We start from the raw sequence: 21,946 nt of genomic DNA on the forward strand, positions 1-21,946 counted from the left end.
TTCCGAGGAGCTGTTCGTGACGATCCCGCACCCGGCCGGCTATCGCCCGGCCCCGGATGGCAACCATCCGCCCCTGCTGTCGGAGGGTTACCGGAGCACCGTGCTGCGGGCGCCCTCCGAGGCGCCGGTGGTGTTGCGCCACCGGCTCACCGAGGTCACGGGCCCGCTGCTCACCGGCGACATCGGGCCGAACGACCACGACCTCACCGCGCAGCACGACGGCGAGCCGATCGGGCAGCGGATCGTCGTGTTCGGGCGGGTGCTCGACAGCGACGGCCGGGCGGTGCCGAACACGCTGGTCGAGGTGTGGCAGGCCAACGCCGCGGGTCGCTACGCCCACGCCCGCGACAACTGGCCGGCGCCGCTGGACCCCAACTTCACCGGTGGCGGCCGGGTCGTGACCGACGCGCAGGGGAACTACTCGTTCACCACGATCAAGCCGGGCGCCTACCCGTGGGGCAACCACCACAACGCGTGGCGCCCGGCGCACATCCACCTCTCGCTCTTCGGCCGGTCGTTCACCCAACGGCTGGTCACCCAGATGTACTTCCCGGACGACCCGCTGTTCGCCCAGGACCCGATCTTCAACTCGGTGCCGGACCCCACCGCCCGGCAGCGGCTGGTCTCCACGTTCGACCTGGAGGCCACCCGCCCGGAGTGGGCGCTGGCGTACCGCTTCGACGTCGTGCTCCGCGGCCGCGAGCAGACCCCGTTCGAGGAGCCCCATGAGTGAGCTGCTGACCCCGTCCCAGACGGTCGGACCGTTCCTGAGCCTCGGGCTCACCTGGCTCGAAGGGCACCTCGTCGTGCCGCCCGGCTCGCCGGGGGCGATCCGGATCTCCGGCGTGCTCACCGACGGAGCGGGCGAGCCCGTCGGGGACGGGCTGGTCGAGACCTGGCAGGCCGACGCCGAGGGTCGCTTCGACCACCCCGACGACCCGCGGGGTGCCACCGGCTCCGGGTTCCGCGGGTTCGGGCGCTGCGCCACCGACCCCGGGGGCCGCTTCGAGATCCTCACGATCAAGCCCGGGCCGCTCGGTGACGGACAGGCCCCCCACATCGACGTCACCGTGCTCGCCCGGGGTCTGCTCGACCGGGTGGTCACGAGGATCTACTTCCCGGACGAGGCCACGGCGAACGCGGCCGACCCGCTGCTCGCCTCCCTCCCGCAGGAGCGTGCGGCCACCCTGGTGGCCCAGGAGACCGGCCCCTCCGAGCTGCGGTTCGACATCCGCCTCCAGGGCGACGGGGAGACCGTCTTCCTGGCCGTCTGAGCCCGACCCGCCCCCCGCTGCGGCGCGTGTCGCCGATCACTGCAGTATGTGCCGGTTGGCCGGAATGAGTGATCGTCCACATCGTTGTCACAGGTGAAGCACAGCGCGGGCACCGGTCCCCTTGCGATAAAGGGACCACGAGGTTCGCGACGCAGTGGGGGGACGTGGTCGAGGTGGCGGGCGCAGCGCTCCATGTGGGCGTCCCGCCGGACGAGCTGCCGGGCAGGTGGCGGCCGTCCGCGGTCCGGGAGCGGTACCCGCTGCTCGTGCAGGTGCTGCGGTACGCCGTCGTCGGCGGTCTGGGCACGCTCGTGAACGCGGCGATCTTCCTGCTGCTGCGTACGTGGTGGGACACGGTGCCGGCCAACCTGACCGCCCTCGTCCTGAGCACGGTGGTGAGCACCGAGGCGAACCGCCGCTTCACCTTCGGCGGCGTCGAGGTGCACCGGTTGCGCTCGCACGTGCAGAGCGGCGGCACCGTGCTGTTCTACGCCTTCTACAGCTCCGCCGTGCTCATGCTGCTCGCAGAGGTGATCGACTCCCCGATCGCATGGGAGCAGACGCTGGCGGTGGCCGTGGCGAGCGTGCTCGGCGGCCTGGGCCGGTTCCTCGTCCTGCGCTACTGGGTGTTCGGCCCGGACAGCCACCACGAGGCGCAGGAGGGCTCGCCGCGCACGTGGCCCGTTCTCCGCGGGCACCTGCTGCACCGGCACGGATGACGAGGTAGCTCGCTCCACCCGTCACGGCAACGCGGGGTTTTGCGAGTGGCTCCACAGGGTCTCCCTGCTCACAGTCGTGTCGACCGGGGAAGACCGGCAACGGGCTACGTGTAGCAACTGTATTCAGCGCGCCGCGCTGAGGGGGCCGACCGACAGGAGCGGAGCAACAGATGCGAATCGAAGGTGCAACAGCGCTGGTCACCGGAGCGAGGCGCGGCATCGGCCTCGCGTTCGCGCAGGCCCTGCTGGACCACGGGGCGGCCACCGTCTACGCCGGTGTCCGTGACCCTTCCACCACCACCGTCGCCGACGCGCGGCTGATTCCCCTAGCGCTGGACGTCACCGACCCCGACCAGGTGGCAGCCGCGGCCGAGCAGGTCGGCGACGCACTCATCGTGATCAACAACTCGGGGGTCCAGAGCGGGGTCGGGCTGTTCGAGGGTGACCTCGACGGTGCGCGGCGGGAGATGGAGGTGAACTACTTCGGCACCTGGTCGGTCTCCCGCGCCTTCGCGCCCGTCCTCGCCCGCAACGGAGGCGGCGCGCTGGTGAACATGCTGTCGGTCGCGTCGTGGCGCGCGCGGGTCCCGGCGGTGGGCTACGCGGCGTCGAAGTCGGCGGAGTGGGCACTCACGAACGCCCTGCGCACCGGGCTGCGGGACCAGGGAACCCTCGTGGTGGGGGTGCACGTCGGGTACGTCGACACCGAGTTCGTGACCAACATCGACGCGCCCAAGGTCACGGCGGAGTCCGTTGCAGCGCAGACGATCGACGCGATCCTCCACGACCGGCCCGAGGTTCTCGCCGACGAACCCGCGCGGACCGTCAAGGCGGCTCTGTCCTACCGGGTGCAGGGCGACCCGACGGCCGACATCCCGGACTGAGGAGCACGTGTCGGACGAGACGCACCGCGGGGACGCGGCCTAGATTCCAGGCATGACGGCCACACAGTCGAGCAACGAGGCGTTCGAGCGCGAACCGGTGTCGCTCACCGAGCGGATCACGGCCGACGGCTCGTCCCGATGGCCGGTGGAGCCGGGTCGCTACCGGCTCGTCGTGGCCAGGGCGTGCCCGTGGGCGAACCGCAGCGTGATCGTCCGCCGGCTGCTGGGGCTGGAGCCCGTGCTGTCCATGGGCATCGCGGGTCCGCTGCACGACGAGCGCAGCTGGCGGTTCCACCTCGATCCGGACAACCGGGACCCGGTGCTCGGCGTCGAGTACCTCGGCGAGGCCTACCGCAAGGCCGACCCCGGCTACGACGGCGGCGTCACGGTGCCCGCCGTGGTGGAGATCGCCAGCGGGAAGGTGGCCACCAACGGCTTCCAGCAGCTCACCCTCGACCTCTCCACCCAGTGGACCGCGTATCACCGCGACGGCGCCCCCGACCTCTACCCGGAGGAGCACCGCGCCGAGATCGACGAGATCAACCAGGCGGTGTACGAGGACGTCAACAACGGCGTCTACAAGTGCGGCTTCGCGAAGGGCCAGGCGTCCTACGACCACGCCTACCGGGCACTGTTCGACCGGCTCGACGCGCTGTCCGAGCGGCTCGCGACCAGGCGCTTCCTCGTCGGTGACACCATCACCGAGGCCGACGTGCGGCTGTGGGTCACGCTGGTGCGCTTCGACGCCGTCTACCACGGCCACTTCAAGTGCAACCGGCAGAAGCTCGCCGAGATGCCGGTGCTGTGGGCCTACTCCCGCGACCTGTTCCAGACGCCGGGATTCGGCGACACCATCGACTTCGAGCAGATCAAACAGCACTACTACGGCGTGCACACCGACATCAACCCGTCGGGGATCGTGCCACTCGGACCCGACCTCCGCGGCTGGCTCACCCCGCACGGGCGCGAGGCGCTCGGCGGCCGCCCGTTCGGGAACGGCACGCCGCCCGGCCCGCCGCCGGAGGCCGAGCGGGTGCCCCCGATCAGCTGAGCAGCTCGCACTCGACGCCTGCTGACTCGTAGGTCGAGGCGGCGCGCCGGTCGAGGCTCAGCAGCACGGCCCCGGCCCGGCCGGCGGCCAGGGCGACCACGAGGTCGTACACGGCACCCCCGACGATGCCTGAGCGCTGCGCCGCGGTCAGGAGTTCGGACGGCGGGACGCCCGGTAGCCGCGGGGTCGACGCGGGGAGGTGGCCGGCGAGGAAGGCCGTGACGAGAGGCGCCGGCACGCGGCGCGGCGGTGGGAGCCTCGTCAGCACCGAGAAGGTCTCGATCACCACGTGGTCGACGGCAGCATCGACTCTGCCGAGCGCCGTCGAGGCGAGCGGATGATCGGTGTGCCATCGTGCGAACGCCGCGACCAGGACCGAGGTGTCACAGGTGATCACCGGCGGGTGCGCTCCAGAAGCTCGCGTACCTCGTCCGCGGTCAAGGTCGGCGCCTCGTCGCCCGGAACCTCCGCGGCCAGGAAACCGTCGCGCTCGACGAGCTCCATCGGCACGGACACCGGCTCGATCTCGATGCGGCCGTCGCGCTCGATGATCTCCAGTTCCTGGCCGGGCTCCAACGCGGCTGCCTGACGAAGCTGCTTGGGGATGACCACCCGACCGGCAGCGTCGATGGTAGTTCGCATGGTAGGAATCTACCATTGTGCGCGGAGCAGACCGGCCGTTCCGAGTGCCCCGACCCCGGCAGTACCGCCGACCGCCGCGGGCTGATGATGGTGGCGATGCCGACCTCCGTGCCGTCCCCGACCCCACCACCGCTGCGCCCCGGCCTGCGCCGGGCACGCGCCCTGGCCGGTGCGCTGGCGGGGGCCCTCACCGTGCTGCTCGTGGTCCCCGCCGTGGCCGCGGCGGGAACCACACCGCCGGGGCCGCCGGCTCCGGCACCGCCGGTCTCCGGTGAGAACCTGGGCCCGGACCGGTTGCCCCGCTGCACCGCCGTGGTCGCCGCCATGTCGCCGCGGGCCAAGCTCGCGCAGCGGCTCATGGTGGGCGTCGACGCCGCCGACCCGGCCACCACCGCCGAGACGGTGCGGGCCACCCAGGTGGGTGGGGTCTTCGTGGGGGGCAACGCCACCGAGCTGCTCACCGGCCAGGCACTGCGCGAGGTGCAGGCGATGTCCCGCATCCCGCTCACGGTCGCCGCCGACGACGAGGGTGGCCGCGTGCAGCGCATCGACGATCTCGACGGCGAGCTGCCCAGCGCCCGCGCGATGGCCGCCCAGCTGACGCCGCAGCAGGTGCGCGAACGGGGCCTCGAGCGTGGCCGGGAGCAGCTCGCCCGCGGCATCACGATGAACCTCGCCCCGGTGGTCGACCTCGGGGGCCGCCCGGCGAACACGGTGATCGGGGACCGGTCCTTCGGGGTGGACGCCGACGCGGTGACGAGCTACGCGGCAGCCTTCGCCGAGGGGCAGCGGGACGCGGGCGTGTTCACCGTCCTCAAGCACTTCCCCGGCCACGGCCACGCCGACGGGGACTCGCACCGGGGCCGGGTCACCACGCCACCGCTCGCCGAGCTGCGCGACGCCGACCTGCGGCCCTACGCGGACCTGCTGGGCCCGGGCGGCCCGCTCGCCGACGGCCGCACCGGCGTGCTCGTCGGGCATCTCGACGTTCCGGGGCTCACCGCCGACCTGCCCAGCTCGCTCGACCCCGCCGTCTACCGGCTGCTGCGCACCGACTACGGCTTCGACGGGCTGGTGCTCACCGACGACCTGGGCGCCATGAAGGCCATCACCGGCACGTTCGAGCTGCCCGAGGCCGTGGAGCACGCCCTGGCCGCCGGCGCCGACATGGCGCTCTGGTCGAGCGGCGGCCGCGTCACCCCGGTGCTCGACCGGCTCGTGCAGGCCCTGGACGCGGGCCGCCTCGGCCCCGCGCCGAACGACGCCGCCGTGACCCGCGTCCTGAAGGCCAAACAGACCTGCTCCTGAACCGGCGCGGGGTTACCGCGTCGTGCCTGCCTTCTTCATTCCGCGCTGCACCGCGTCCGCCAGGTAGGGGCGCAGGCGGTCGGGCGCCACGATGGTGTGCACCGAGCCGACCCGCTGCGCCCGCTCGACGCTGTGGGCCGCGTCGAACTCGTCGGCCACCTGTCCGAGCTTCTCGGAGCGCACGCCCGGGCGCAGCTCCGCGAGCTCGGCGGTGAGCCGGGCGGCCTCGGAGTCGGCTCCGGCCTGCTGGGCCTCGGAGATCCGCGACTCGAGGTCGGAGATCCGCGGGTCGGCGGCGGTGCGCTTGTTGACCTCGCCTGCGAACACGACGGCCGCGGCGGGTGCGCCGCCGAGCACCGACGCGTAGGAGCCCTCGACGGCGGCGATCTCCATGTTGTCGTTGAGCGTTCCGGAGAACACCACGAACGCGCCGCCGTGGTAGCGGGAGACCACGCAGAACACGATCGGGCCGTCGAAGTTGACCACCGCCCGGCCGATCTCCGCGCCGTACTCCAGCTGCAGCTGGCGCAGCGACTCCGGCGAGCCGTCGAAGCCCGAGAGGTTCGCCAGGATCACCAGCGGCCGGTTGCCGCTGGCCGCGTTGATCGCCCTGGCCGTCTTCTTCGACGACTTCGGGAAGAGCGTGCCCGCCGTGAACGCGGTCGGCCCGTCCACCGGCGGGCGGCCGCGGCGGGGGAGCGGGCGCGACTCGATGCCGAGCAGCGCGATCGGCTGGCCGCCGAGGTGGGCGTCGAGCACCACAACACCTTCGGCGTCGATCATGTCGACCCAACGCTCCAGGGTGGGGTGGTCGGCGTCGGACACCGCCTGCAGCAGCGACCGGATGTCGAACGGCTTCTTGCGCCCCGGGTTGCCCGTGAAGATCTCGCCGACGGTGGCGAAGTCGCAGCCGGGGCCGGAGTGCGGCGAGCTGCTGATGTCGCGGTCCACCGGGTCGCTGGTGGGTGCCGGCCGGGGGAACCGCTCGCCGGGAGCCCGGTAGGTGTGGGCGTAGTGCGCGAGCAGCACGTCCACCGCGCCGGACAGGTCCGGGGCCCAGTACTGGGCCTGCCCGTTCGGGCCCATGATCCGGTCGTAGCCGCCGATCCCGAAGTTGTCCTCGGCGCTGACGCCACCGGAGTAGTCGAGCGACTGCTTGCCGGTGAGCACCATCGCGCTGTCGGGCGTCATCACGAGGATGCCCTTGGTGTGCATGAGCATCGTGGCCTCGGCGTTCCAGTACGGCTGGGCGCCGACGTTGATGCCGGTGACCACGACGTTGATCTCGCCGCCGTCCTGGGTGAACTCGATGATCCCGCGCAGCACCCGGGAGATCCAGTCCATGTTCTCCGTGCCGGAGTCCATCGCGATCTTGGCCCCGGCCGACACCGCGAACCACTCGATGGGCGCGTCGAACCGGCGGGCCAGCTCGATCGCGGCCAGCACGCGGGCGCACTCCGGCTCGGCGAGGGCGCCGAGTGCCTTGGTCGGGTCGCCGATCAGGACCACGCGGGTCATGCCCTCGGGGTAGCGCTGCGACGGCGTGGTGACGGTGCCGAGCACGATGTTGGCGGTGTTGCCGCCGGGCGGCCGCTCCACCACGACCGGGGAACCGGCGGGGTCGAGGTCGTACTCGGTGAAGACACCCGGTGCGGTGTCGGCGGAGCGCGAGTCGCTGCCGCGCCGGTCGGGGTCGCGCAGCAGCATCGGGACCAGCTCGTACGGGTAGACGGCGCCGCGGCGCCGCGCCCGGATCACCTTCTGCGCGTAGGCGTCCAGCTCGCGCAGGGGCCCGGTGGGGGGCTCGGTGACCTGGACGGTGAGCCCGGCGCCCGGCGGCCGGGACATCCGCAGCAGCAGCTCGTGCGGCTCGCGGTGCCCGTTCTCGTCGACATCCGGCCCGTCGCCGCCGTGGCGGAACTGCACGAGCACCTGCTCCAGCCCGAGCCCTTCCGAGCGCGGGGCCAGCACCCGGACCACCGAGTCCAGCTCGTCGACGGGGACCTCCACCACCGGCCAGACGTAGAGCAGGACGCGGTTCCAGCCGAGCTTCGCGTCGCCGCTGTCGGCGGCCCTGGCCGCGCGCAGGGCGTCCAGGCAGGCGTCGAGGACGTGCTCCAGCTGCGGCAGCGCCCTGATCCGGCCCTTGTCGTCGCGCAGCACCGTCAGCTCCCGGACGTCGGACAGTGCGATCAGCCTGCGGTCGTCGGGAACCTCCTTGCCGACCGCGCGGAACAGGTGCACGTCCACCGGGGAGGGCAGCCTGGTCAGCTCGAACGCGGACAGCCGCCACAGCCCGAGCCGCTCGGCCACCATCGGGTGCAGCCCGCGCAGCGTGCGGTCCTCCACCGGGCGCCGGTCCGAGTCGGGGCGGAACGTGAACCACGCCGACCGCTCGTCGCCGCCGGGCCTGCGCACCGCCACCGCCACGCGCGCGAGGCCGTTCGGCAGCCTGCCGAGCATCGCGCGGATCTTCTCCGCCGACCGCTCCGGATCGGCGTCGGGCGCCTCCCCGGCGATGACGTACAGGTCGAGCAGCGCGGTACGGCCTTCCGGCAGCTGCGCGATGATCCGGCGCAGGTCGCCCTGCACCGCCATCGGGTCGCCCGCCGGGGGTGCGTCCGGCGCCGTGTGCACGGTGGTGGCCAGCACGACCTGCTCGAGGTGGTCGTCCTGGTCGGGGCCGTTGGAGCGGCTCCCGACCCCGTCCTTGAGCGAGTAGGTGGCCGTGAGCAGCGGGCGTCCGCCCCGGTCCTCGACGCGGACGTCGGTCAGCGTCCGCACGCGGTAGTAGCGCCGCGTCATCACCTCGAGCATCGCGGCGTGGTGGCGCTCCCCGAACACCTCGAGGATCGGTTCCGCGGCGGCCACGATGGTGTCGATCTGCCCCGCCCGGACCGCGGGGTCGTCGGACAGCCGGTCCAGCTCGGCGCGCACCTGGTTCTGGCCCGCCACGCGCTCGGCGTCGATCAGCGGGGCGTCGAAGACGGTGTAGCGCACGCGGCGGGCCAGGCCGCCGACCACGGGGTGGCGCAGCTGGGTGGCGCGGACGAGACGGTCGATCGTGAGCTGGTACTCCTCCCGGGCCGACGCCGGCAGCGACCCGGGGTTGCGCAGGCGCCACTGCAGCAGCGCGAGCACCACCGGGACGTGCGCGGTGGCCCGGCGGTGGGCCAGGAACATCCGGTACAGCGCGCTGTTGAGCAGGTCCGTGGAGACCGGATCCGTCGGAGCCAGGTCCGACACGCCGTAGTGCACCAGCGCGCGGCGCAGCTTCTCCTGGAACGACTCCGGCAGCCCTTCGGTCTCCGCGTCCCGGGAGCGCAGGTAGGCGTGCAGGAACTCCTGCGGGTTGCGGGCCTCCTCGCCCGCCGGGTCGATCTGCTGTGTCTCGTCCTCGGGGCCACGGCGGTTGCGCGACAGCGCGCACAGGTCGGCGAAGATCCGCAGCACCGCCGTCTCGGCGGCCAGCACACCGGCGTCGTCGGGGGCGAGCTCCTCGCGGGCCGACGCGAGCGCGGCCAGCAGCGGGCGCGCGGCGCGCTCGTCGATGTCGTAGCCGAGCACGAGGAACCGCAGCGACGTCAGCGCGTCCGCGGCCACCGCGGCGGGGCGCGACCCCGCGGCGGCCGGGCCCGCCAGCGCGGCCAGGTCCGCCCGCTCCCCGCCATCGGCTCCTGCGTCGGCGTCGGGCTCCAGGCGCACGAGCTTCGTGCCGCCCTCCACCTGCGTGTTGGGAGCGATGAGGATCTCGACGACCCGGCCGGCCACGGGCGCGCGCAGCGCCGTCTCCAGCTTCATGCTCTCGACGACGGCCACCACGTCGCCCGCCTCGACGACGTCGCCCGCCGAGATCGGGATCGACACCACCATCGCCGGGGCCGGTGCCCGGACCAGGCCGGCCTCGCCGCCGGAGATGCGGTGCACCGCCCCGTCCACCTCGACGAGGTAGTCGGAGCCCTGCGGCACCGAGAGCACCGCGAAGGTCTTGCCGCCGACGGTGAGCTTCCGCTCGAAGCGACCGGTGCGTTCCGCGTCGACGTCGACGACGTGACCGTCCAGCTCGACCCGGTACCGGTTGCCCCGCGCCTGGGCCACGCGCAGCCGGTAGGACTCGCCCGCCGCGCGCACGTCCACCTGGTGCCACGTCTCGTGCCCCACCTCGGGGCGCCCGCGCTCCGCGGAGGCGAACAGCCGCTCCCGCTGCCGCATGACGTGCGCGTCCTGCGCCTCGACGGCGGTGGCGAGCAGCGCCACGTCGAGCCGCAGCGGCGGGGTGTAGCCGTTCGCCATCATCCCGTCGAGCCAGGTGGTGTCGGTGTTGCCGGAGAGGATCTCCGGGCGGCTCAGCAGGTCGAGCAGGAAGGCCTTGTTGGTGGTGCCGCCGTCGATCACCGCGGCGGTCTGGCGCAGCGCCCGCGACAGCCGGGCCCTGGCCTCGCCCCGGTCCCGGCCCCACGCGATCACCTTGGCGATCATCGAGTCGAACTGGGGCGGGATCAGGTCACCCGTGGCGACACCGGTGTCCACACGGATGCCCGGACCGCTGGGCAGTGCCAGGTGCTCGATGCGCCCGGGCGCGGGCGCGAAGCCCTGCTCGGGATCCTCGGCCGTCAGCCGGGCCTCGATCGCGTGCCCGCGCGCGGGCGGCGCCTCCGCGGCGATCTCGGCCAGCCTGCCGCCCATCGCCACGTGGAGCTGCAGCTTGACGATGTCGACGCCGGTGGTGGCCTCGGTGACCGGGTGCTCGACCTGCAGCCGGGTGTTGACCTCCAGGAACGACAGCAGCCGCTCCGTCGGCTCGTACAGGAACTCGACGGTGCCGGCGTTGACGTAGCCCGCCGCCCTGGCCAGCTCGGCCGCGGAGCTGCGGAGAAGCTCCTCCTGCTCCGCGTCGAGCGCGGTGGACGCGGACTCCTCGATCACCTTCTGGTTGCGCCGCTGCACGGAGCAGTCGCGTACCCCGAGCGTCCAGACGTCGCCGCCGGCGTCGGCGATCACCTGCACCTCGACGTGACGACCGCCGCTGATCGCCCGCTCGAGGAACACGGTGGCGTCACCCGCCGTCTTCGACGCCTCCGAGCTCGCCCGCTCGAAGGCCTCCTCGAGGTCCTCCGGACGGTCGACCCGCCGGATACCGCGCCCGCCACCCCCCGCGGTGGCCTTGACCATCAGCGGGAACCCGATCTGCTCGGCGTGCTCGCGGGCGGCCGCGACGTCGGGGACGGGGCCGCCGCTCCAGGCGGCGAGCGGCACGCCGACCTCCTCGGCGAGGCGCTTCGCCGCGATCTTGTCGCCGAGCCGGTCCATCACCTCGGGGGAGGGACCGATGAACACGATGCCGAGGTCGCGGCACAGCCGCGCGAAGTCGGCCTTCTCCGACACGAAGCCCCAGCCCGGCCACACCGCCTCGGCCCGCGCCTCCCGCAGCGCCCGCTCGAGCTCGGCGTGGTCGAGGTAGGGGCTCGCGGCGAAGGCCTGCTCGGGGTCGTCCGGCCCGATCAGCACGGCCTCGTCGGCCTCGCGGACGAACATCGCGTGCCGGTCGACCGCGGTGTACAACGCGATCGTGCGCAGCGGCTCGCGGACCTCACCGTCGGCCCCCGGTGAGATCTCCGCGTTCCACTCGCGCACAGCGTGGATCAGCCGCATCGCCGGCTCACCTCGGTTGACGATGACGACCCGGTGGAACGACTGCTCCGTCACGATCTGCTCACTCTCGTCGCTGGTGCCACGGCCCCACCCGCGGCGACTCCCGGCGGGGACCGTATCGCCTGGATCTCACGGCCCGGGCCCACCCAACTCGACCTCTGGCCGTCGCACAACTGACGAGCGGGTAACCGCCCGGGAGAGGGGCGAGAGCATGATGATCCCGTGCTGACGGTGACGCGGGGCAACCTGACCTTCGACGTGCACGAGCACGGCTCCGCCGACGGCGTCCCGGTGCTGCTCCTGCACGGGTTCCCCCAGCGCGGCACCGCGTGGGACGGCGTGGCGTCACGTCTCGTCACCGCCGGCTACCGGACCCTGGCGCCCGACCAGCGCGGCTACTCTCCGTGCGCCCGGCCGCGCGGACGCAGCGCCTACCGGCTCTCCGAGATCGTCGGTGACGCGCTCGCGATCGTGGACGTGCTGGTGGGCCCGAGCGGCCGCGTGCACGTGGTCGGGCACGACTGGGGAGCTGCGGTCGGCTGGTCACTGGCGGCCCGCCACCCCGACCGCGTCCGGTCGCTCACCGCCGTGTCGGTCCCGCCGCCACCGGTCTACGTCCAGTCACTCCTGACCACCCGCCAGGCGTTTGCGTCCTGGTACATCTACGCGCTGCAGCTGCCGGTGCTGCCGGAGCGGCTGCTCGGGGCGAGGGGCCGCCCGTTCTCCCCGGCGCTCGTCGCCGCCCTGCAGAGGTCCGGGCAGTCGCGGGCCGCCGCCGAGCGGGACGCGGCCGGGCTCGCCGACCCGGCGGCGCTGACCGCCGCGATCAACTGGTACCGGGCGCTGCCGACCCGCCCGTCCGGTTCCCAGGAGCCACCCGTCGCGGTGCCCACCCAGTTCGTGTGGAGCGACGGCGACACCGCCATCACCCGGCAGGCCACGGAGCTGACGCACCAGCACGTCACCGGCCCCTTCCGCTACGTCGAGCTGCGGGGCGTGAGCCACTGGATCCTCGAGGAGGCGCCCGACCAGCTCGCGCAGCTGGTGCTCGACCAGCTCGGGGAGCACCCGAGCTGATTGCAGCAAAGCCACTTTGAGGCAACCACGTTGCCTGAACGTGGCTTTGCTGCAACTCGGGTGAAGCGGGGGAAACGGGCGGCGCTAGGGTCCTCCGCCATGGCCTGCGACCGGTCCCGCTGATGGAGGTGCTCGCCTCCCGGGTGCTGCTGCACCCCGTCGACATGCAGCGCAGCATCGAGTTCTACCGGGACGTGCTCGGCCTGGCGATCGCCCGCGAGTTCCCCGGCGGCACGGTGTTCTTCATGGGCGGCGGGTTCCTGGAGCTCTCCGGGAACGCGACGGCGCCGGCAGGCGGGGCGATCGCGTTCTGGCTCCAGGTGCGCGACCTGGCCGCGGCCCACCACGAGCTCGCCGCGCACGTCGTCCGCGCGCCGCGGCAGGAGCCGTGGGGCCTGCACGAGATGTGGATCGCCGACCCGGACGGCACCCGGATCGTGCTGGTGCAGATCCCCGAGGACCACCCGATCCGCCGGGACTCCCGCCCGTAGGGCTCAGGACGGCCGGGGAGCCGCCCGGTCCGCGCCGCCCTCCACATTGCGCTTGATCTGCGCGAGCGTCGCCTGCAGCCCCTCGTCGATGTCGTGGCCCTCGACCCGCTCGGTGTGCAGCCGGACAGTCACCTGTGCGCCCCCGTCGGCTCCGGTGACCTCGAGCTCGCCGCTGTAGTCGTTGGGGCCCTCGGAGCCCCAGCGCAGCGTCCGCGCGTCGGGGTCGGTGGTGAACCACGCCTCACCCTCGCGCCGGTTGCCGTCGACCTCGGCGACGGTGTGCACGGCGTCGTTGCCTGCCGGCTCGGCGCTGCGCATGGCGGCGAAGTAGTCGGGGAGGTGGTGGATGTCGGCGAGGTAGTCGAACAGCGCGTCCGGGTCGGTCGTGACGGTGGTGCTGTGCTCGTAGTTGCCCATGGCCGCCCGGTACCCGGCGCGCCGGTGTCCAACCCCGCATCGCTCGACCTGCCCGGGTGGTTCCGGACGACTCTGCGGTTATGGTGGGTTCATCGTGAGGACTCAGCAGGCAAAGCCCGGTCTCGTGCTCACGGTGTCCTCGCTCGCCGCCTTCATGGCGTTCCTGGACGTGACGATCGTGAACATCGCGTTCCCGGCTATCAGCGCCGAGTTCGCCACCACGTCGCTGGCCACCCTCTCCTGGGTTTTCAGCGCGTACAACGTCACCTTCGCGGCGCTGCTCGTCCCGGCCGGGCGGCTGGCCGACCTGCTCGGCCGACGCCGGGTGTTCCTCGCGGGCCTGGCCCTCTTCGGACTCGCCTCGGCCGCATGCGCTCTCGCGCCGAACGCGGGTGTCCTCGTGGGTGCCCGTGCCGTGCAGGCGGTGGCCGCGGCGCTGCTCGCGCCGTCCTCCCTCGCCCTGCTGCTGCCCGCGTTCCCGCCGGAGCGCCGCGGCGCCGTCGTGGGCACCTGGGGCGCGATGGGCGGGATCGCCGCCGCGGCGGGACCCGCGCTCGGCGGGGTGCTCGTCGACGGTCTCGGCTGGCGCGCGGTCTTCTTCATCAACCTGCCGCTCGTGGTCGTGACGTTCGTCGTGGGCCTGCTCGTGCTCGCCGAGTCGCGCGACGAGCGCGCCGCTCTGCCCGACCCGCTCAGCGTGCTGCTGCTCGGCGGCGGCGTCGCACTGCTGTCGCTGGGCATCGTCAGCGGCGAGGACGGCGGGTGGCTCGCCCCCGGTGCCGCCGGCCCCCTGCTCGCCGGCATCGCGCTGGTCGGCGCGTTCGTGCTGCGGAGCATGCGCGTGTCGAACCCACTCGTGGAGCTCGGGCTGTTCCGCCTCCGGTCGTTCGCCGGTGCGACGGTCGGATATCTCCTGTTCTCCGCAGCCTTCTACGCGCTGCTGCTCTCCAACGTGCTGTTCCTGACCGGGATCTGGCGCTACGACGTGCTGGCGGCCGGGCTCGCGGTCACGCCGGGGCCGCTGATGGCGGCGGTGGCCTCGACCGTGGGCGGGCGGATCAGCGACCGGTACGGCGCCCGCGCCTCGATCGCGCCAGGGGCGCTCCTGTTCGCCTGCGGATGTCTCCTGTTCGCCACCCGCATCGGCGTGGATCCCGCGTACGTCACGACGTTCCTGCCGGCGACGCTGCTCACCGGTACGGGAACCGGTCTCGTCTTCTCCGGGCTCGGGTCGGCCGCCGTCGCGAAGCTGCCCGCTGGCCGCTACGCCACCGGCAGCGCCGTGGGCACCTGCGCGCGGCAGATCGGTGCGGTCTTCGGGATCTCGCTGCTGCTGTCCGGACTGGCCGCCGCCGGCACGCATCCGGCGGTGTTCCGCACGGGCTGGCTCGTGATGGCGGCCGGGGCGCTGGCGACGGTGGTGTGCGGCCTCGTGGTGGGTGCGGTTCGCGCCGAACGCGACCGGACCGCAGCCGTTACGCCTGTGCCCCCGCCGGTACCAGGTCCGGCGTAGCCGATCCGGGCGCCCGGGTCCGCGGCGTGACGGCGGCGAGCACGGCGCCCACCACCGCGGCGGCGGCCGCGGAGAGGAACACCACCGTGTACGCGGTGCTCGAGGGCAGCAACTGCCCGTTCACGGACGTGACCAGGCCGGTCGTCACGGCCGCGACGACCGCGCTGCACGACGACGTCCCGAGCATCCGCATCAGGGTGTTGAGGCTGTTGGCCGCGGCGGTCTCGGTCGAGGGCACCGCGTCCATGATGAGGAGCGGCAGGGCCGAGTAGGCCAGCGCGGCCCCGATCGCCGTCACGGTGGACGCCGCCATGATCAGCGGGATCGACCCGGGCAGCGTCGCCATCGCGACGTTGCCGACGGCGAGCACGCACGTGCCGAGCACGAGCGTGGTGCGGGCGCCGCGGCGACGCGACACGCTCGCGGAGACCGGCGAGAAGATCGTCATCGCCGCGCCGATCGGGAGCAGCACCACCCCGGCGGCCACCAGTGACAGCCCGAACCCGTACCCGCTCGCCTGCGGCGCCTGCAGAACCTGGGTGGTCACGAGGAACCCCGCGAACATCGCGAACCCGATGAGGACCGACGCCACGTTCGTCCAGAGGACCGTGGGACGCGCCGAGACCCGCAGGTCCACCAGCGGGGAGCGCACCCTCAGCTCGAGCCGGCTCCAGAGCGCGAACAGCACGACAGCAGCCGCCAGCAGGCCGAGCACGCGGGTGCTGCCCCAGCCCCACTCGGCGCCCTTCGAGATCGCGAGCAGCACGCAGACCAGCGCGAGCGCGAGCCCCACGGCGCCGGGCAGGTCGAAGCGGCCCCCGGAGCGTTGCGGGGACTCCCGCACCACCGCGCGGACCAGGAAGAACTGGGCCGCCCCGACCACCGCGGCGCCCGCGAAGAGCCAGCGCCAGCTCGCGTGCTGTGCGACGAGACCGGTGATCGGGAGGCTGACCGCACCGCCGATGCCGAGCGACGAGCTCATCAGCGCGATCCCGCTCCCGACCCGGTCGGGCGGCAGCAGGTCGCGCATGATGCTGATGCCCAACGCGACCACACCCAGCGCCGCCCCCTGCAGCGCGCGGGCGGCGATCAGCACGCCCACACCGGGTGCGACGGCGCCCAGCGCCGATCCCGCGGTGACCATCGCGAGCGCCACGAGGAGCATGCGGCGCTTGCCGTACATGTCGCCGAGCCTGCCCAGCACGGGTGCGCACACCGCCCCCGCGACGAGCGTGGCCGTGACGAGCCACGCCACGGTTGCCGGCGAGGCCGACAGCAGGCGCGGGAACTGCGGCAGGAGCGGGACGACCAGGGTCTGCATCAGGGAGACGGCCAGCCCGCAGGAGGCGAGCACGCCGATGACGAGCGCCGGACGCGCTGACGGTACGACCACTTTCCCACCTGAACACGCGATCGTTGCCATAAGCAAGCTTATTGTCGTGTTCCGATAGGTTCGTCACGTCTCGTGCCCGGTGCCCGAACCGTCAGTGAGCAGACGGGCGAACCCGGGCCCACGTGCCGGGACCGGTCTAGCCACCGCCTCGGCCGCAGGGCATCCTGGAACGGTCAAGAAGACCAATGTCCTCGGAGCAGCGGCGTGGTCGTTCCGTTGATGCAGGGAGCCGTCGCCGTGAGCACTGCCTTCTCCGAGGGCGACAACCATCAGGGCGAGAGCGTGCCGACCGACGAGGGTCAGCACGACAACGTCCTGGAGCTGTCGCGCGTCCGGCCCACGCCGGACATGGCCGTCACCACCCTCGGCGCCTGCCGCATCACCTCACCGATGGCCCCGCTGCTCGACGCCCGGCGCACCACCGAGCACTACGTGGACGAGCAGGATCGCGTCCTGCTCGACGACACCCTCGCCGGCATCAGCTCCCGCGGCGTGCCGGCCTCCGAGCTGCCGGGCATGGAGCCGTGCGGTCCGCGTCGCAAGATCTTCTTCGACCCGGCCAAGACCCGGGCGGCCATCGTCACCTGCGGCGGACTCTGCCCGGGCCTGAACGACGTGATCGCGGGGCTCGTCCGCACGCTGACCTACCACTACCGCGTGCGCCGCGTGGTCGGCATCCGCAACGGCTACCAGGGCTTCGTCGCCGACTACGGGCACGACGTCGTCGAGCTCACCCCGGAGTCCGTGCGCGACATCGCCACCGACGGCGGCACCGTCCTCGGCACCTCGCGCGGCCCGCAGGACCCCGACGCGATCGTCGACTGCCTGGAGCGGCTGCACGTCAACGTGCTGTTCGTGGTGGGCGGGGACGGCTCGATGCGCGGCGCGATGGAGATCGCGCGGACGGTGGCCGAGCGCGGGCTGCTGATCGCCGTCGTCGGCATCCCGAAGACCATCGACAACGACATCCCCTACATCGACCAGAGCTTCGGCTTCCAGACCGCGTTCAGCCTCGCCAGCGACGCCATCCGGGCGGCGCAGGTCGAGGCGAAGTCCACGGCCAACGGCATCGGGCTCGTCAAGCTGATGGGCCGGCACTCGGGCTTCATCGCCTGCTACGCGGCACTGGCCCGCAGCGGCGCCGACGTCGTCCTGATCCCCGAGGTGCCGTTCGCGCTGGACGGCGAGCAGGGCCTGCTCGCCCACCTGCGCCGCCGCGTCGCCGAACGCGGGCACGCCGTCGTCGTGGCGGCCGAGGGGGCGGGCCAGGAACTGCTCGGCGGGTCGGGTGACGCGATCGACGCCTCCGGCAACGCGCGGCTCCAGGACATCGGGCCCTACCTGCGGAGGCGGATCGCCGACCACTTCGCCGACGCCGGCGTCGACACCTCGATCCGCTACATCGACCCGAGCTACGCCATCCGCAGCGTCCCCGCCAACCCCTACGACTCGGTGTACTGCGTGCGCCTCTCGCAGGCCGCCGTGCACGCGGCGATGTCGGGACGCACGGAGATGGTCGTCGGCCGCTACCGCAGGCGCTTCGTCCACATCCCCATGAAGGTGGCGGTGAGCAGGCGCAACCAGGTCGACCCCCACGGCGACCTCTGGATGGCCGTGCTCGAGTCCACCGGCCAGCCCGTCCGCTTCGGCTGAGCTGCGGCGCGCGGCCGGTGATCGCCGCGAGATCCACGGATCGGCCCTGGCGAGGGCGAACACGCGGATCTCGTGGCGATCTTGGAGCCGCGCGGGCTCCGGAGGGGAGCGACTCGCGCGCCGGGAACGGGCGACTCGCGGGTCGGGAACGGGCGACTCGCGGGTGGTGGTCGCCGGGAGGTTCGCTGATCGGTCCTGGGGAGGGCGGATGCGTGTGTCTCGGAACGATCTGGGCGTCGCTCGGGCGCAGGGATCGGGCGGCCTGGGGCCGCGGCCCGGGATACTGATCGGGTGCACGGGCTCGCGATGCGGTTCCTCGGCCACTCCACGGTACGGATGGAGCTGGCCGGGAGGGTGGTGCTCACCGATCCGGTCCTGACCAGGGGGATCGGGCCGTTGCGCCGGGTCGGGCCGGCGCCCGAGCAGGCCGACCACGCCGACGTCGACCTCGTCCTGATCTCCCACCTGCACGGCGACCACCTGCACCTGCCGTCGCTGCGCCGGTTGCCGCGCAGCGCGCCGGTGGTGGTGCCGCGCGGCGCCGGCAGGTGGCTGCGCGCACGCGGGATCGAGCGGGTGGAGGAGCTGGCGCCGGGGGAGAGCCTGCAGGACGGCGACCTCCGGGTCACCGGGGTGGCGGCGGAGCACAGCGGGCACCGGTGGGGGCCGCGCTCCACCCACGGCCCGCAGGCGCAGGCCATGGGACACCTGCTCGCGAGCCCGCACGTCCGGGTCTATGCGGCGGGTGACACCGACCTGTTCCCCGGGATGGCCGCGCTCGCCGCGGACCGGCTCGACGTCGCGCTGCTGCCGGTCTGGGGCTGGGGCCCGACGCTGGGTCCCGGCCATCTCGACCCGGTCCGCGCCGCGGCCGCGGTGGAGCTGCTGCGCCCCCGGGTGGCGGTCCCGGTGCACTGGGGGACGCTCGCCCTCGCCGGTCTGGTCCGTGCCCCCGGACGGGCGGGGGCGCGGATGCGCAGGCTGCTCGTCGAGCCGCCGTGGGAGTTCGCGGCGGCCGTCGAGGCCGGGGGCGGGAGCACCACGGTGGCGGTCACGGAACCCGGCACCGTGGTCGCCCTGCCGTCCCCGTCACCCCGGCCACCGTCCTCCCGATCGCCGCGGCCCGGTTCGGACGCCTCGTGATCGCCCTGTCCGGCAGCTGGACCGACCCGTCCGCCATCGGGTATCCGGCCCTGTTCGGTGGGGTGCTGCTCGGATCGCTGGTCCCGGTCGTGCCGACCGGTGCCGTGGTCGGGGCGGCCGCCGCGATCGCGACGACCACCGCCCAGCTGTCGCTCCCGCTGGTCGTCCTGCTGGCGGCGGTGGCGGCGCTGCTCGGTGACCTGGTGACCTTCGGCGTCGCCAGGGCGGGCAGCGGCGCGGCGTTGCGCTGGGTGGCCCGGGGGCAGACCCCGGAACGGCTGGCGTCGGCCCGCGTGCGGTTCGCGACGCGGGGCTGGCAGCTGGTCGTGGTCGGCAGGCTGGTGCCGGCCGGGCGGATCCCGGTGCTGCTGGCCGCGGGCGCGCTCGACTACCCCTGGCGCAGGCTCGTGCCGGCCGCCGCCGTGGCCTGCCTGCTGTGGGCGGTCGCGTACGCCGCGCTGGGGATCGTCAGCGGCGGCCTGTTCGACAACCCGCTGGTCGCGACGCTGCTGGCGGCGGTGCTCGTGCTGGCGGTCGGCGGCGCGGCGTCGCTGGTGGCCACGTGGCTGCGCCGGCGGAGGGCCGGCCGGTGAGCGCCACGGCCGGGCCGGGGCACGGCGCGGGACGGCTGCTGCGGGGCGGCCGGGTGGTGGCCCGCGTGCTGCTGGTGTGGGTGCTGTCGGCGGGCGCGCTGCGGCTGCTCGACCGGTGGCTGCCGGGCTTCTCCATGGCGAGCTGGTGGCAGCCGATCGTGTGCGCACTGCTGTTCGGGGTGCTCAGCGCCGTGGTGTGGCCGCTGGTCCTGCGGATCGCGTTGCCGATCGCGGTGTTCACGCTGGGGATCGGGTCGTTCCTGGTGCTCGGCGCGGGGGTGCTGGCGATCTCCTTCGTGGTGCCGGGGGTGGTGATCGCCGACTTCGAGACTGCGGTGGTCGTGGCGGTCGCGGTGTCGGTGCTCGCCGCGCTGGCGTCCGGCCTGCTGGCTCTCGACCAGGACGAGCTGTTCTTCCGGCGCGCGGCGCGGCGCGGGGCCCGGCGAGGCACCGGCGGGGACGCCGAGATGCCGCCCGGTGTGCTGTTCCTGCAGGTGGACGGGTTGGGTATGGACACGGTGCGGCGCGCCGTCCGCGACGGGGACATGCCGACCTTCGCCCGCCTGCTCGCCGCCGGGAGCCACCGGCTCACCGAGTGGAACACCGACTGGAGCTCGCAGACCGGGGCCAGCGTGTGCGGCATCCTGCACGGCGACAACGACGACATCCTCGGCTTCCGCTGGTACGAGAAGGACCGCGACCACGTCATGGCGTGCTCGCACCCCGAGGACGCAGCGGAGATCGAGCGGCGCCACTCCGACGGCGCCGGGCTGCTCAGCGTCGATGGCGCCGGGCACGGCAACCTCTTCACCGGCGACGCGGCGCACGTGAGCTTGACGATGAGCGCGCTGCCGGTGCTGGCCGGGGCGGCGCGCAGGCGCCGGTCCGGACGTCTCGGTGCCGGCTACTACGCCTACTTCGCCAACCCGGCCAACACACTGCGCACCCTCGCCGGGGCCCTCGTCGACGTCGGCCGGGAGATCTCGGCGTCCACCCGGCAGCGGCGCGCCGGAGTGGTGCCGCGCGTGCGCCGGGGCGGGTTCTACCCGTTCGCCCGCAGCGCCACCACGGTGATCGTCCGGGACGTCGTGGTCTCGGCGATCATCGAGGACATGCTCGCCGGCCGCGCGGCGATCTACGCCGACTTCCTCGGGTACGACGAGGTGGCCCACCACTCCGGGGTGGAGCGGTTCGACGCACTGGCGGTGCTGCGGTCCATCGACCAGCAGATCGGCAGGCTGTACCGGGCCACCCAGCTCGCGCCGCGGCGCTACCAGATCGTGGCGCTGTCCGACCACGGCCAGACGCAGGGCTGGGCGTTCACCGACCGGTTCGGCGAGTCGGTCGAGGCGCTGGTGGGACGGCTGTGCGGGGCACCGCAGCCGGAGCCGCGCCGCGGCGTCAACTCCGACGCGGGCCGGGCCTCGGAGGGGTGGCAGGTGGGGGCGGCGCTGGCCGAGGCCTCCGCCGGGGGCGGCCCGATCGCCCGCAGGCTGCGGGCCCGGGTGGAACGGGCGGGCTCGGCGCCGGACCACCCGCGCACCGTGACCGGGGCTCCCGGGGCGGTCACCCGGGTGGCGCCCGGCGTCGTCGTGGTGGCCTCCGGGCACGTGGCGATGGTGTCGTTCACCGAGCACGATGGCCGGGTCGAGCTGGAGACGATCGAGCGCGAGTTCCCCGAGTTGCTGCCCGCGCTCGTCGACCACGCCGGGGTCGGCTTCCTGCTGGTCCGCAGCGCCGAGTCCGGCCCGATCGTGCTCGGCCGCGACGGGGTGCACCGGCTGGCGACGGGCCAGGTGAGCGGGGAGGACCCGCTCGGTCCCTACGGGCCGCACGCCGCCGATCTGGTCCGCCGGGTCGACGGGTTCGCGCACTGCCCCGACATCATGATCAACAGCAGGTTCGACCCCATCATGGAGGAGGCGTCGCCGTTCGAGCCACATGTGGGTTCGCACGGGGGGATGGGAGGTCCCCAGTCGAAGGGCTTCCTCCTCTACCCCGCGGAGCTGCCCGCGCCGGGGGAGATCGTGGGAGCGGAGGTACTGCACCGGGTCCTGCGCGGCTGGCTCACCCATCTCGGGCAGCCCGCGCCCCCGGTCGGTGCGCCGGCCTCGCCGACCGTCCCGGCGGGCTGAG

General features: G+C 73.5%; 18 protein-coding genes. 13 read left to right on the forward strand and 5 right to left on the reverse strand.

The features are described 5' to 3' along the window. Positions 1–16: 16 nt before the first annotated feature. The 5 genes from pcaH to HF577_RS07620 all read left to right on the forward strand — a co-directional run bounded on the left by pcaH (position 17) and on the right by HF577_RS07620 (position 3,928). Positions 17–733: a protocatechuate 3,4-dioxygenase subunit beta gene (gene pcaH / locus HF577_RS07600; RefSeq protein ID WP_312858994.1), complete on the forward strand. Its 717-nt coding sequence runs from the start codon at positions 17–19 to the stop codon at positions 731–733. Continuing rightward, positions 726–1,274 carry a protocatechuate 3,4-dioxygenase subunit alpha gene (gene pcaG, locus HF577_RS07605; protein ID WP_169395038.1) on the forward strand — a complete coding sequence of 183 codons (549 nt, stop codon included), beginning with the start codon at positions 726–728 and terminating at the stop codon, positions 1,272–1,274. The genes pcaH and pcaG overlap by 8 nt, the downstream gene beginning before the upstream one ends. 164 nt (positions 1,275–1,438) lie before the next feature. Next, complete coding sequence (locus HF577_RS07610; RefSeq protein WP_169395039.1) at positions 1,439–1,993, forward strand: GtrA family protein; 555 nt, start codon at positions 1,439–1,441, stop codon at positions 1,991–1,993. Between the two features lie 170 nt (positions 1,994–2,163). Then, positions 2,164–2,877 (forward strand): SDR family oxidoreductase, encoded by a 714-nt coding sequence (locus tag HF577_RS07615; protein WP_169395040.1) that lies wholly within the window; start codon positions 2,164–2,166, stop codon positions 2,875–2,877. 52 nt (positions 2,878–2,929) lie between these two features. Continuing rightward, positions 2,930–3,928, forward strand: a complete 999-nt coding sequence (locus tag HF577_RS07620; protein WP_169395041.1) for a glutathione S-transferase family protein — start codon at positions 2,930–2,932, stop codon at positions 3,926–3,928. Here HF577_RS07620 and HF577_RS07625 read toward each other — a convergent pair. Next, positions 3,921–4,325 carry a PIN domain-containing protein gene (locus tag HF577_RS07625; RefSeq protein ID WP_169395042.1) on the reverse strand — a complete coding sequence of 135 codons (405 nt, stop codon included), beginning with the start codon at positions 4,323–4,325 and terminating at the stop codon, positions 3,921–3,923. The two genes, HF577_RS07620 and HF577_RS07625, sit on opposite strands and share 8 nt — an antisense overlap. Further along, positions 4,322–4,570, reverse strand: coding sequence for an AbrB/MazE/SpoVT family DNA-binding domain-containing protein (locus HF577_RS07630; protein ID WP_169395043.1), 249 nt, complete (start codon positions 4,568–4,570; stop codon positions 4,322–4,324). Before HF577_RS07630 ends, HF577_RS07625 begins: the two co-directional genes overlap by 4 nt. Positions 4,571–4,666: 96 nt before the next feature. Here HF577_RS07630 and HF577_RS07635 point away from each other — a divergent pair, with 96 nt between their 5' ends. Next, on the forward strand, positions 4,667–5,878 hold the full coding sequence (locus tag HF577_RS07635) for a glycoside hydrolase family 3 N-terminal domain-containing protein (RefSeq protein ID WP_169395044.1): 1,212 nt from the start codon (positions 4,667–4,669) through the stop codon (positions 5,876–5,878). Between the two features lie 12 nt (positions 5,879–5,890). On the opposite strand, the gene HF577_RS07640 is transcribed toward HF577_RS07635, so the two are convergent. After that, positions 5,891–11,584: an ATP-binding protein gene (locus HF577_RS07640; protein WP_312858995.1), complete on the reverse strand. Its 5,694-nt coding sequence runs from the start codon at positions 11,582–11,584 to the stop codon at positions 5,891–5,893. Positions 11,585–11,752: 168 nt separating this feature from the next. Between HF577_RS07640 and HF577_RS07645 the strand changes: the two genes are divergently transcribed. After that, positions 11,753–12,607: an alpha/beta fold hydrolase gene (locus tag HF577_RS07645; RefSeq protein WP_169395045.1), complete on the forward strand. Its 855-nt coding sequence runs from the start codon at positions 11,753–11,755 to the stop codon at positions 12,605–12,607. A gap of 122 nt (positions 12,608–12,729) precedes the next feature. Continuing rightward, the gene (locus tag HF577_RS07650) at positions 12,730–13,098 is read left to right on the forward strand and encodes a VOC family protein (protein ID WP_169395046.1); all 369 of its coding nucleotides are present in this window, start codon (positions 12,730–12,732) and stop codon (positions 13,096–13,098) included. A gap of 3 nt (positions 13,099–13,101) precedes the next feature. Here the strand turns inward: HF577_RS07650 and HF577_RS07655 are convergent, their stop codons facing one another. Next, on the reverse strand, positions 13,102–13,515 hold the full coding sequence (locus tag HF577_RS07655; protein WP_169395047.1) for an SRPBCC family protein: 414 nt from the start codon (positions 13,513–13,515) through the stop codon (positions 13,102–13,104). Between the two features lie 94 nt (positions 13,516–13,609). Between HF577_RS07655 and HF577_RS07660 the strand changes: the two genes are divergently transcribed. After that, positions 13,610–15,028 carry a DHA2 family efflux MFS transporter permease subunit gene (locus HF577_RS07660; protein ID WP_169395048.1) on the forward strand — a complete coding sequence of 473 codons (1,419 nt, stop codon included), beginning with the start codon at positions 13,610–13,612 and terminating at the stop codon, positions 15,026–15,028. On the opposite strand, the gene HF577_RS07665 is transcribed toward HF577_RS07660, so the two are convergent. Continuing rightward, positions 14,991–16,421 (reverse strand): MFS transporter, encoded by a 1,431-nt coding sequence (locus HF577_RS07665; RefSeq protein WP_312858996.1) that lies wholly within the window; start codon positions 16,419–16,421, stop codon positions 14,991–14,993. The genes HF577_RS07660 and HF577_RS07665 overlap by 38 nt on opposite strands. A 348-nt stretch (positions 16,422–16,769) precedes the next feature. Here HF577_RS07665 and HF577_RS07670 point away from each other — a divergent pair, with 348 nt between their 5' ends. From HF577_RS07670 to HF577_RS07685, 4 genes are all read left to right on the forward strand, one after another. After that, the gene (locus HF577_RS07670; protein ID WP_169395084.1) at positions 16,770–18,074 is read left to right on the forward strand and encodes an ATP-dependent 6-phosphofructokinase; all 1,305 of its coding nucleotides are present in this window, start codon (positions 16,770–16,772) and stop codon (positions 18,072–18,074) included. 291 nt (positions 18,075–18,365) lie between these two features. Continuing rightward, positions 18,366–19,217 (forward strand): MBL fold metallo-hydrolase, encoded by an 852-nt coding sequence (locus HF577_RS07675; protein WP_169395050.1) that lies wholly within the window; start codon positions 18,366–18,368, stop codon positions 19,215–19,217. Beyond that, on the forward strand, positions 19,214–19,810 hold the full coding sequence (locus HF577_RS07680; protein ID WP_312858997.1) for a DedA family protein: 597 nt from the start codon (positions 19,214–19,216) through the stop codon (positions 19,808–19,810). Before HF577_RS07675 ends, HF577_RS07680 begins: the two co-directional genes overlap by 4 nt. Further along, positions 19,780–21,945, forward strand: coding sequence for a phage holin family protein (locus HF577_RS07685; RefSeq protein WP_312858998.1), 2,166 nt, complete (start codon positions 19,780–19,782; stop codon positions 21,943–21,945). Before HF577_RS07680 ends, HF577_RS07685 begins: the two co-directional genes overlap by 31 nt. Position 21,946: the final 1 nt, after the last annotated feature.

The organism is Pseudonocardia xinjiangensis, assembly GCF_012911925.1.
Lineage (GTDB): Bacteria > Actinomycetota > Actinomycetes > Mycobacteriales > Pseudonocardiaceae > Pseudonocardia > Pseudonocardia xinjiangensis.